The sequence below is a fragment of the Nitrospirota bacterium genome (assembly GCA_020846775.1).
Taxonomy (GTDB): Bacteria; Nitrospirota; 9FT-COMBO-42-15; order HDB-SIOI813; family HDB-SIOI813; genus RBG-16-43-11.
On sequence record JADLDG010000028.1, the window covers coordinates 21,136 to 31,687 of the forward strand.

The 10,552-nt window shown below is 43.3% G+C and carries 12 protein-coding genes and 1 tRNA gene; 7 read left to right on the forward strand and 6 right to left on the reverse strand.

What is annotated here, in order from left to right:
• Positions 1 to 206: 206 nt before the first annotated feature.
• Positions 207 to 359, forward strand: coding sequence for a hypothetical protein (locus IT392_04445; protein ID MCC6543738.1), 153 nt, complete (start codon positions 207 to 209; stop codon positions 357 to 359).
• Between the two features lie 77 nt (positions 360 to 436).
• Here IT392_04445 and IT392_04450 read toward each other — a convergent pair whose 3' ends face one another.
• A complete protein-coding gene (locus tag IT392_04450; protein MCC6543739.1) occupies positions 437 to 907 on the reverse strand; it encodes a TerB family tellurite resistance protein in 471 nt (156 codons plus the stop codon).
• A gap of 162 nt (positions 908 to 1,069) precedes the next feature.
• On the opposite strand from IT392_04450, the gene IT392_04455 reads away from it, so the two are divergent.
• Positions 1,070 to 3,163, forward strand: a complete 2,094-nt coding sequence (locus IT392_04455) for a hypothetical protein (protein MCC6543740.1) — start codon at positions 1,070 to 1,072, stop codon at positions 3,161 to 3,163.
• Between the two features lie 49 nt (positions 3,164 to 3,212).
• On the opposite strand, the gene IT392_04460 is transcribed toward IT392_04455, so the two are convergent.
• Together IT392_04460 and IT392_04465 are read right to left on the reverse strand one after the other, a co-directional pair.
• Positions 3,213 to 3,287 (reverse strand) — tRNA-Cys (locus tag IT392_04460).
• A 107-nt stretch (positions 3,288 to 3,394) separates the two neighbouring features.
• The gene (locus IT392_04465) at positions 3,395 to 3,592 is read right to left on the reverse strand and encodes an SAP domain-containing protein (protein ID MCC6543741.1); all 198 of its coding nucleotides are present in this window, start codon (positions 3,590 to 3,592) and stop codon (positions 3,395 to 3,397) included.
• Between the two features lie 96 nt (positions 3,593 to 3,688).
• Here IT392_04465 and IT392_04470 point away from each other — a divergent pair, with 96 nt between their 5' ends.
• Positions 3,689 to 4,279, forward strand: a complete 591-nt coding sequence (locus IT392_04470) for a bifunctional precorrin-2 dehydrogenase/sirohydrochlorin ferrochelatase (protein MCC6543742.1) — start codon at positions 3,689 to 3,691, stop codon at positions 4,277 to 4,279.
• On the opposite strand, the gene IT392_04475 is transcribed toward IT392_04470, so the two are convergent.
• The gene (locus IT392_04475; GenBank protein ID MCC6543743.1) at positions 4,271 to 5,128 is read right to left on the reverse strand and encodes an EamA family transporter; all 858 of its coding nucleotides are present in this window, start codon (positions 5,126 to 5,128) and stop codon (positions 4,271 to 4,273) included. The two genes, IT392_04470 and IT392_04475, sit on opposite strands and share 9 nt — an antisense overlap.
• A 102-nt stretch (positions 5,129 to 5,230) precedes the next feature.
• Between IT392_04475 and IT392_04480 the strand changes: the two genes are divergently transcribed.
• Positions 5,231 to 5,656, forward strand: a complete 426-nt coding sequence (locus IT392_04480; protein MCC6543744.1) for a cytochrome c — start codon at positions 5,231 to 5,233, stop codon at positions 5,654 to 5,656.
• Positions 5,657 to 5,658: 2 nt separating this feature from the next.
• Here the strand turns inward: IT392_04480 and IT392_04485 are convergent, their stop codons facing one another.
• Positions 5,659 to 6,372: a M48 family metallopeptidase gene (locus tag IT392_04485; GenBank protein ID MCC6543745.1), complete on the reverse strand. Its 714-nt coding sequence runs from the start codon at positions 6,370 to 6,372 to the stop codon at positions 5,659 to 5,661.
• Between the two features lie 451 nt (positions 6,373 to 6,823).
• Between IT392_04485 and IT392_04490 the strand changes: the two genes are divergently transcribed.
• The 3 genes from IT392_04490 to IT392_04500 all read left to right on the forward strand — a co-directional run bounded on the left by IT392_04490 (position 6,824) and on the right by IT392_04500 (position 9,595).
• The gene (locus IT392_04490) at positions 6,824 to 7,435 is read left to right on the forward strand and encodes a GyrI-like domain-containing protein (GenBank protein ID MCC6543746.1); all 612 of its coding nucleotides are present in this window, start codon (positions 6,824 to 6,826) and stop codon (positions 7,433 to 7,435) included.
• A gap of 173 nt (positions 7,436 to 7,608) precedes the next feature.
• On the forward strand, positions 7,609 to 8,688 hold the full coding sequence (gene rsgA / locus IT392_04495) for a ribosome small subunit-dependent GTPase A (GenBank protein MCC6543747.1): 1,080 nt from the start codon (positions 7,609 to 7,611) through the stop codon (positions 8,686 to 8,688).
• A gap of 118 nt (positions 8,689 to 8,806) precedes the next feature.
• Complete coding sequence (locus IT392_04500; GenBank protein ID MCC6543748.1) at positions 8,807 to 9,595, forward strand: dienelactone hydrolase family protein; 789 nt, start codon at positions 8,807 to 8,809, stop codon at positions 9,593 to 9,595.
• 90 nt (positions 9,596 to 9,685) lie between these two features.
• On the opposite strand, the gene IT392_04505 is transcribed toward IT392_04500, so the two are convergent.
• Positions 9,686 to 10,276 carry a hypothetical protein gene (locus tag IT392_04505; protein MCC6543749.1) on the reverse strand — a complete coding sequence of 197 codons (591 nt, stop codon included), beginning with the start codon at positions 10,274 to 10,276 and terminating at the stop codon, positions 9,686 to 9,688.
• Between the last annotated feature and the right edge of the window lie 276 nt (positions 10,277 to 10,552).

A 10,552-nucleotide genomic window follows, 5' to 3' on the forward strand; every position in this document is an offset into this window, starting at 1 on the left:
TCCAACAATGAAGAAAAGAAATTGATAGTCGTTATCATATTTGTCCCCCCTTTCATTAATTTATCCATCCATATTTAATAGGCACAACTGGCCTACCCCTGTTATAAAGACCGATTTTAAAAGGTACAAAGTCTACTATCCACAGTTTGGGGGATTAAAGGGAGGCCGTCAAGGGAGGCAGAGGCATCAGGTTGTGGGGGCATGGCATGCTCCTGCCGCTGGATGTCAATGTAAACTGCAGGGTGAGAAGAGATGCCGGCGAGACTGACATTGTAAGCAGAGATAACAACCAGACAGACTCAAATACAACAGACAATTACAAAAGCGGGAGTTCGTTTGAAGAGGGTATGCTTATCTAAAGTCGGACGGGAATAATCCTTTGGCACAAAGACGATCCACAGAATGTGAGCTTTCCGGAAAGGCAGGTGTTATCAGATTATGCCAGACCCTTAAGGATCTTCCTGGCATTGAGCTTGGTGTCAATCCATTCCTTGTGATCAAGTCGGAGGAGGGGTTTTAGCTTCCTGGCTATGTAGTCTTCAAACTGATCCAGTGTTCCATCAGACAGGATGACTATCCATATATGTTCCATCAGTCGCATCTTTTCTTCAGTATTGTACGTTTGATTGATAAGATTTGTGAATTGCCATATATCAATGGCCCCTTCAGCCTGTTCACGGGTTAAAGCAATCAACTCATTGATCTCATCGCTTTCCAGGTTGTGGAACTTTTTGAGTGCCTTTCTGATGCAGGACATCTCCACGTCTGATATGTTGTCGTCAGCATTAGCTGCCTCCAGAAGTATTGCACAGGTGGCAATCTGTATAGACTTATCTTTCTGATATGAAGATTTGCCTTGTGGAGGGGCCATCTTTTCTGTGAAGAATGATGTGATTCGTGATAGCATATCTCTATGTAATAATATCAATCCGTTGTCGTCATTGTCAAGAAAAAGGGAGAATTTATTGCGTAAGGCCTCAATACTAAATAGTGCCCTGCACCAGTCCTGATATTTATGCTAATATTAAATTCCCCTATGCGATTACGTAGCGAAATAATACTGTTGAGCATGTTGACTCTATTTCTATCGGTGGCAGAGGCAATTTCTTTCCCAAATACCGTCCCTTCACATAATATCAGGATAGAGTTTGATTTAAAAACCCATACGATTGATGCCGTTGACAGATACAAGACAATTGTGATGGGGAAGCATGAGATTACATTCTTCCTGCACAAAAATGTCTCTATCCTGGAAATCAGAGAGACAGGCGGTGAGAAGTTGTATTACTTTATCAGTGATGATAGAGATCAAAAAAAGGTAATTGTTCATCTTCCTCCTGGTAAATCCATTATTGAAATTGAAATTCACTACAACGGCAGATTTCCGGATATGCCTGAAGGTGTAAATTCCTCAAGAGAATTTATCAGCGATAAGCCTGTAGCTTATGCAGGGGAAGATATTATTCTTCTTGATGGTTCTGCATGCTGGTATCCGTGCGTAGACAGCTCAACTACGTTTAATTTGACAGCGGTTACACCAACAGGCTATGAGGTGGTAATGGAGGGGACACGTGTCTCAAGAAATGTGAAGAATGGAATAACAATCTCAACATGGGATTTCCCTCATCCTGCTGGATATATTTTCTTAGTTGGCGGAAAATATGTTATCAATGAAGACAATTATAATAACATTGCTATCTATACGTATTTTTTCCCTGAAGATACAGGTCTTGCTCAAGGATATATGGATTATTCAAAAAAGTATCTTGAGTTATATGAAGGGCTGTTCGGCAAATATCCTTTCCGGAAATTTGCTGTGGTAGAAAATATCCTGCCTACAGGATTCGGGATGCCATCCTTCACACTTCTTGGTCAGACAGTCCTGAGGCTTCCTTTTATGGTAAAGACATCTCTCGGCCACGAGATAGCCCATAACTGGTGGGGGAACTATGTATATCCCGACTATAAGTCGGGAAACTGGAGCGAGGGATTGACGACTTATGTTGCAGATTATCTGTATGATGAGATGGAGGGAAATGGGGTGTCATACAGGAACCAGCTTCTAAGGGACTATACAAATTATACAGATCGAGCGAGTGATTATCCTCTCACACGATTCGTCAGGAGGGAGAACCCCGCAGACAGGGCGATTGGGTATGGCAAGGGGGCATATGTCTTTCACATGCTCCGTGTGATGCTTGGCGATGAGATTTTCTACAAAGGACTGCGTGATGTAATCGCCGTGAGGGGCTTTAAGGCTGCGACATGGAATGATTTCCGCCTTTCATTCGAAAAAGTATCAGGCAGGGAACTTCGCTCGTTTTTCAGACAGTGGGTGGAAGGGGCAGGGGCGCCTCAGATAACACTTGGGGATGTGAGGGTATTCTCAGATGACGAACTCGTAATTCATCCTGAATTTGTTTCAGGATCTCAAACGTCGTCAGTGGTAGAAGAACCCGAAACTAAACTGAAACAAGATCAGCATAAGGTTCGGTATGATATGGAGGGGATAGGTGCTTCCGGTCAGACAGGTTACTCCATAAAGGCTGATATAATACAGGGTGATGACCCTTATGAGTTATACCTGCCTGTTTTAGTAGAAACGGAGAAAGGCAGCCTGCTTTCCTATCACTGGATCAGCAAATCTTTAAACACTATAGAAGTACATGTATCATCCAGGCCTGTGTCCATTACCTTTGACCCGGATTACAATATCTTCAGGAGATTAAACCAGTCAGAGGTCCCGCCAACCATAGGTAGATTTACCGGTGCAAAAGAAAAGACGATAATTGCTCCGGCGGGAGGTAAGAAGGTCGTGTCTGATGCCTATCTGCGTGCCGCCGCTTTACTGGAAGGCAGTGTGAAGTTTGATGACCCCGTCCTTCCATCATTAATCAAGATAGGGGAAGATACTGTTTCTGTTGGCGGCAAAGTCTATGATAAAACTGACGCGGTCCTTGCAGTTGCCCTGGACAGCCCATACAATAAAGGTGCTGTAGTCCTTTTCATCACAGGGGAAAGGGCTGAGGATATTGTCTCAGTGGGAGAAAGGCTGGTTCATTACGGGAAATACAGCTATCTCTTATTTGTGAAAGGTGAAAATGTGGAAAAGGGGATATGGGAGGCAGAAAAACTGAGGATGGACTTTCATGATGATAATTGAGCAGATTAGAGGTGTATCCTCTCTGTTTTAATGTAGTACTCTTCATTATTGGAGGCGGCGAGCGGATTTGAACCGCTGAATAAAGGTTTTGCAGACCTCTGCCTTACCACTTGGCTACGCCGCCGTATAAATGACTATTCTGAATGGATTTTTAACCCACGACTACCCTGATTCGACTGTCTTGACCTCTTATGTAGTTTCTCAGTATCCGGACTTTGCTGGTGAGAAGGGTTACTGTGCCTTCTTAGAAGGCTTCAGGCAGTCGGTTCTCCAAATGCAGCTATTCTGGTCGCAAAAACCAGTGCTTGCTGTCCCAAAGCAATCAAAATTACCCTCATTTCGCTGAATTGATTTAATCAGATCAACCTTGGTTCCTGATGCCGGGATCCCAACCTGCTGGGCCATCTTTTTGATTTCCTGAAGTGTCATATACTACCTCCTTTTAAAAAGTTAAAAAGTAGTATACTCTATTTCTGATATATCAGTCAACCCATTGATGAAAGTGACTTAAAAATTAAACGGAATATGAAAAATAAAGGTTACTATCCTGTTTTTTTAGACCTCACAGGAAAAAGATGTGTAATAGTTGGCGGGGGTCAGGTGGCTGAAAGAAAATGTTCGTCACTCATCAGGACAGGTACGCTGATTACCGTGATAGCGCCTGAGATTACAAAACGACTCAGGAATTATAAGGATAAGAGTCTGATAAAACACATAGGACGTGTGTACAGAAAAGGTGATTTGACATCAGCGAATATTGTGATAGCGGCAACCAGTTCCAGAGAAACCAATGAAAGAGTGGCGAGAGATGCTGAGTTACTACACAAGCTGATTAATGTTGTTGATACCCCGGATTTGTGTAATTTCATTGTCCCTTCTGTTTTCAGAAGGGGCATGCTTTCAATAGCCGTTTCAACCGGAGGTGTAAGTCCTGCATTCGCAAGGGAGATAAGGAAGGAGCTTGAAAAGATGTATGGACCGGAACTGGCAAAAAAACTCAGGGCAATCGGTGAAATGAGGGACAGGGCGAAGAAAGAGATAAGCGGCAAAAAGGAGCGGGAGAGATTTATAAAAAGGAATACATTGGCAATAAAGAGGGGAGTGAATTTAAAATAAGGTTATAGCGACCACACCGGCGATCATCAATATCGAACCGATCAATCTTTCTGAAATACTTATCTCCTTGAATATCGCCCATCCATATATTACGCTAAACAGCAGACTGCACCTCTTGACTGATATCATGTAGGCAACATCCGTAAGACTGAGTGCAAGATAATGGGAGAGCATCATCACTGCCATACAGAACCCAATCCCCAGAAATATCCATGGCCGTGATATTATACCCGACAACTGCCCTTTGAGTCCTGCAATTATAGTGAATACAATAGTAAGCACAAATGGATAGAATGCCCCGAAAAACAGGGGACTCGAGTGAATTACAGCAACCTTTCCAAGTGTAGAGGTAAAACTAAATATGATGGCGACTATGATCATAAAGACTGACCCTTTTTCTTTCCTGATTGCCTTTATGGGACCAAGCACGCCATGCCTTGTGGCCCTGACATTAAGGAGGTAAGCCCCTGCCACGATCAGGAATATGCCAATGAGGCCTGAGATATCCGGCAGTTCACCGAGTACCACAAAGGCAGTAATAATTACAAAGACGGGGCTTAGTGCAATAAATGGTATAGTCAGAGATAGCGGAGAAAGGCTGATAGCCTTAATGTATAGAATAATGGCAGTTACATCCAGCGGTATTACTATCAGAAGGGTCAGCCAGAAGGTAGTGTCCAATGGGGGTATATCAATAAAAAAGAATGCAACGACTAAAAAGGGGAGAGAGTAGCCCTGTCTGACCCATGCGACGACATATTCATTTGACCGGACCAAAGCCTTTTTGCTTATGGCATCGGCTGTAGCAATGGAAAAGGCAGTTATGAGTGCATAGAAGACCCAGGACATTATTAAGTCATTTTATCAGGAATTATTATCAAAAACATGATATTATTATTCAGGATGTAGATGGGGTTTTCGGGAAGGGATTCTTTAGTGAAGGGAGATAAGATGAAAAGACTTATATTTATTGCGATCACATCAGCAACTATTTTCTGCATAGCGGCCATTTATTCAGGGGAGGCCATGACTGCAGCAACAGAAAGTCCGGTAAAGGTTGAAATGAGGCTTCTGGACAGCGCTTTCAAGAATCTTATAACTTCCCTGATCCTGAATAATCCTAAGGGCATTGAGGCCCCGTTTCATGAGGTTCACAAGGCAAAGATGAATACAGAGAAGGCCATGGAAAAAGGGGAGATCAAACTTCCGAAGAATGGGGACAGATTAAAAGAGTTTATAGAGATGGATGAAAAATTCCACAAGGAATTAGAAGGACTGCTTGCAGCATCAGGAAAGGGCGACATGAAGAAGGTGCAGGCTGCTGCGCACAGACTGTTGGACGCATGTGTTCAGTGCCACAATAGATTCAGGAATTGAGATCAGCAGCTCCAGTCTTCATGACGTAATGGGCGTCTGTTCAACTCATCTTTATAAGATCTCCACTTTGGTAAATACAGATCCAGGAGAGATTTAAATCTATCGTTATGGTTTCGTTCCAACAGGTGCGCCATTTCATGTACAACTACATATTCGATACAGTCTAATGGCTTCTTCGCCAGTTCAAGGTTCAGCCAGATCCTCTTTGCGCGTACGCCGCAGGTTCCCCACCTGGTCTTCATCTTCTTTATGCCAAACTCAGACACCTGAACCTTCATAACCTTTTCATACTGCGAAATTAATCCGATAACAATCTCTTTCATTTTCTTCCGGTACCACTCATCCAGGATAGACGCCCTTTTTTCCACGCTGCTATCCGGACGAACATACAAATCAATTGTCTCATGCTTTATTAAAACATCCGGCGATGCCTTATATTCTATAATCCTTAACAGGTAACGCCTTCCGAGGTAGTAATGGCTTTCACCTGTTATATATTCTCTCGGTGCCTCCCTCTCCTGACTACGGATCCTGTGCTGGTGTTTCTTTATCCATTTCAATTTTGAAATGGCAAATTCCCTGATGGCATCCATGTCCATACGTACCGGTGCGGAAATACGCACCCTGCCCAGAGGCGGATAAACGCTAAGGTGCACATTCTTGATAACCTTACGCACTACATCAATGTTAATATCGCCGATTATGATCTTTTGCATCCTGATACTATTTCTGCTATTTTATGATCGGGAAGATGCGCTCTGCAAAAACTGCCAGTTTCTCGTTGCAATCGAGGTTATTATATAATGCCCTCCTGGCATTGCTTATTCTAATCTCTTCCGGTAAGTCATCATTTGCAGGCCTGCTTACTCTCTTTGCTGATTGAGCAGTCTTCCTTGGATATTCCTCATGAGTGTCGTTTTCCTCATCTTCTTAAATGTACTGAATAGATGGCAGAGAAAGTCTGCGCTGTGCGTGCATACTATATCATAACTATAATCGCTGTTACAATTTCATTTCCCTTTCGGGATATTTCTATTCCTGACAACAGACTGTTTCCTTTGTATGTCTATTATCTTTATGATATATTCAGTATGTAAACTTCCAGTTAATAAGCATTGGCTGACATGACCAATAACACTGAAGTCAGTCTTCAAAAGGATAATATCAGTGAAAAAGATAGACTACAAAAAAGAGCTTAAGCACCTGTACAACCCATCCGCCAGGAAAGTAGATATTGTAGAGGTACCCCCTATGAATTTCATCACGATAGATGGAGAGGGTGACCCGAATGCATCGCAATCATTCAGTGATGCGATCGAAGCCCTGTTTCCGATCGCCTATACTTTGAAGTTCATGGTTAAAAAGGGCGACATCGGTATTGATTACGGAGTCTTGCCACTCGAATGTCTCTGGTGGGCTGATGACATGTCTGCATTCAGCACGGGAAATAAAGATGTATGGAAATGGACATTGATGATTATGCAGCCGGAATTCATTACTCGAGAAATGGTTAAGGAGGCGACGGAAGAAGTGAAAAGGAAGAAAAGACCTGTTGCCTTGCCTTTGGTCAGGTTTGAAACATTCAAGGAGGGAAAGGCTGCGCAAATATTGCATGTTGGACCGTTCTCAGAGGAAAGGCCGACCATTGAGAAGGTACATTTATTTATCAAAGAAAATGGCAGCAATAGGATTGGCAAGCATCATGAAATATATTTAAGCGACATCAGACGAGCTGCACCGGAAAAGTGGAAAACAATCGTCAGACAACAAATGTCATAATAAAATATTAAACATTTTCCTGAAGTATAATTCACAACCAAGCTCTCCAAGCTGCTGCATCTTTGCAAGCGTGTTATTTGAATAATACCCCTGATTCGTAGTCAAGAAGGCTTTGTGTTATACTTTTTGAGATAGTCTTTGCAAATGCAAGCCGAATTAGAAAGATTGCACCCATGGAATTGATAGAACTTGGATTTGACCGCTGGTTTAAAGATCAGGCTGCTGAAACAGCTCGACCAGAGCAGCAATTTGCCCGGGTAACTGCGGTTGATCGTGGATCATGCCTCGTCCGAAACGAACGTGAGGAAATACCAGCCAGGGTTTCAGGGAAATTCCGCTACACTGCCAAGTCAAGTGCAGAACTGCCTTGTGTCGGCGACTGGGTTTGTGTGCAATACCACAACTCAGGAAGCACGGCGGTAATTCATGAGGTTATACATAGAAAGACATTCTTGTGCCGTAAGTATGCGGGCAGGACAGTGGACATACAGATGATCGCGGCAAACATAGACACTGCGTTCATTGTTCAATCATGTCATTACGATTTCAATATTAAAAGACTCGAACGATACCTTGTGATGGCAAATGAAGGCCATATAAAGCCAATCGTCATCCTTAGCAAGATAGACTTGATTACGCCCGATGAGGTGGAGAGAAGGATCACGGAGATCAGGCAGTCCGGTATCTCTTATGACCTCATCGCCCTCAGCTGCACGACCGGCGCCGGGGTTGATGTAATCCGGAAACATCTTGTTCCAGGCAGTACATACTGCCTCCTTGGTTCATCAGGAGTCGGCAAGACCACACTCATAAACCGCATCATCGGCCGGGATGTATTCGACACAAAGGCCGTCAGCGGCACCGGAGAAGGTACGCACTCAACAGCACGCCGGCAACTGATCATTCTTGATCAGGGGGCGATGTTGATAGATACGCCGGGAATGCGGGAGTTAGGAATTCCGGGGGCTGGAGAAGGGATAGATGATAGTTTCAGCGATATCGTGGAACTTTCGCTGAGCTGCCGCTTCACCAATTGCAGCCACACCAATATCCCTGGATGTGCAGTTCTGACGGCAATGGAAAATGGGGAACTGAACGAGGATCACTATCGTAATTATCTAAAGCTCAGAAAGGAATCAGAACATTATCAGATGTCATATGCTGAAAAGAGAAAGAAAGATAAAACGTTTGGCCGGGTTGTCCGCTCAGTAATGAAACAGATGGGAAAATATGATGATGATGAGAGGTTATAGCTGTTATATCTGAATCATCATAACTGGATAGATATCAGGAAATACAAAGAAAAGGTAACTGCGTTAGACAACTTGGAACAGGATTCCAGATGACAGTAATAAGCATACGGAGGGTATTATGAAAACTTTAAATGGAATAATGATTCTAATGTTGTTTTTTCTTGTTACTGCTTGTTCAACATTGCAAACCAGGGAGATAGACTATAGTTCCAATGGCCAGGCGCTGAAGGGATACCTGGCCTATGACAATAACATCAAAGGCAAACGCCCCGGTGTTTTGGTGGTTCATGAGTGGTGGGGTAATAACGAATATACCCGGAAGCGGGCACGAATGCTGGCGGAGTTGGGTTATACGGCTTTTGCCCTCGACATGTACGGTGACGGCAAGCAGGCAACGCATCCCAACGAGGCCGGTAAGTTTGCAGAAGAAGTCAGGCGCAATAAAGATGAAGCCGAAAAGCGTTTCATGGCAGCATTGAATCTCCTTCGGGCTCAAAAGACGGTTAACCCTGATCAGATAGCTGCTATAGGTTATTGCTTTGGCGGTGGTGTAGTATTGCAAATGGCCCGAATGGGAGTGGACCTGGATGGTGTGGTAAGCTTCCATGGAAGTCTCTCAACTGACACACCTGCAGAGCCCGGTGTTGTAAAGGCCAGAGTTCTTGTGCTGCATGGAGCGGACGACTCTTTTGTCACCCCTGAGCAGGTAGACCAGTTTAAGAAGGAAATGCAAAGAGCCGGAGTTGATTACAGGTTTGTGGCCTATCCAGGCGCTATGCACGCCTTTACAAATCCAGAGGCAGATAGTTATGGAAAGAAGTTCAATATTCCTTTGAAATATGATCCTGAGGCAGACAGACAATCATGGATTGAGATGAAGTCATTCTTTAAATCTTTATTCCGGTAGCAACAGTATTACAATTGGTATTTTGATGATGTGCATCAGGGTCACACCTTATAATAAAATAAGGTGCGGCCCTAAGCATACATAATGTCATTATAATATTTTCACTTTGGCTTTTAGACCCAGCTGAATCTCGATAGTCATATTCAGATTTTCATTATTAGGAGTGCTTTCAACACAATATTGAAAGGACTCATCCCGATGGGACAAGTAATGATTTACAATGTTCTGTCCATTGTTTACAAATGGAAGTTCAGTCCAGTCATTTATGGTCTCTAAAGGAGCAATTTCTTTCTCGCCAACTACAGTTAAAAGTCCTGTATTGTTGTTTGTTAACTGAAGTCTGCCTGTAACAGTAAAAGGTGTACTATTACTGATTATCCTGTAGCGCGTTTCACTGATCGAGACTTCTTTGATCCTGTCGGCGATATCTTGCCAGTCAGGATTGTCAGCCAGAAGCCCGTTAAGATTTACTGTGCCGCACGACGGGTTACCGCCTGATGTAGACGCTGCTACGGCAGCTCCTGCCAATTCAGACGCACCAGCAGGGGGTGTATAGGTCAGTTGGAATGAATCGAGTGTCACATCCACGTTTTCAGTTCTGGTTGTAAGATCATCACCACAACCGGCAATAAAAAGTGAAGGTACCAATACCGTGACAAACAATAATAATAGTTTTTTCATCTTTATCTCCCTCCTTTCTTTATGGATTTGTGCTAATGATCGTTATTCAAACTTCACAAGTCATGAAATGAAAATCAAAAGTTACAATATAAAGTTGTGGTCATCATCTTAACAATTCATGAAATAAAATGCCATCTTTTTCTCCAATATCGGTAGTGTCCCTCTTGCTGTGGAAATTAAAAAGGCGTATCCTCTTGGTAACCAAAAACCCGGCCTTTGAGAGGGCCAAAACCAAGGAGGGACACGCCTATGAAGAAAGAATGTACACCATCTGTA

Coding starts and splice junctions, on each gene's coding strand:
- IT392_04445 (MCC6543738.1), top strand. CDS start 207: ATGCTCCTGCCGCTGGATGTCAATGTAAACTGCAGGGTGAGAAGAGAT.
- IT392_04450 (MCC6543739.1), bottom strand. CDS start 907: ATGCTATCACGAATCACATCATTCTTCACAGAAAAGATGGCCCCTCCA.
- IT392_04455 (MCC6543740.1), top strand. CDS start 1,070: ATGTTGACTCTATTTCTATCGGTGGCAGAGGCAATTTCTTTCCCAAAT.
- IT392_04465 (MCC6543741.1), bottom strand. CDS start 3,592: ATGACACTTCAGGAAATCAAAAAGATGGCCCAGCAGGTTGGGATCCCG.
- IT392_04470 (MCC6543742.1), top strand. CDS start 3,689: ATGAAAAATAAAGGTTACTATCCTGTTTTTTTAGACCTCACAGGAAAA.
- IT392_04475 (MCC6543743.1), bottom strand. CDS start 5,128: ATGTCCTGGGTCTTCTATGCACTCATAACTGCCTTTTCCATTGCTACA.
- IT392_04480 (MCC6543744.1), top strand. CDS start 5,231: ATGAAAAGACTTATATTTATTGCGATCACATCAGCAACTATTTTCTGC.
- IT392_04485 (MCC6543745.1), bottom strand. CDS start 6,372: ATGCAAAAGATCATAATCGGCGATATTAACATTGATGTAGTGCGTAAG.
- rsgA (MCC6543747.1), top strand. CDS start 7,609: ATGGAATTGATAGAACTTGGATTTGACCGCTGGTTTAAAGATCAGGCT.
- IT392_04500 (MCC6543748.1), top strand. CDS start 8,807: ATGAAAACTTTAAATGGAATAATGATTCTAATGTTGTTTTTTCTTGTT.
- IT392_04505 (MCC6543749.1), bottom strand. CDS start 10,276: ATGAAAAAACTATTATTATTGTTTGTCACGGTATTGGTACCTTCACTT.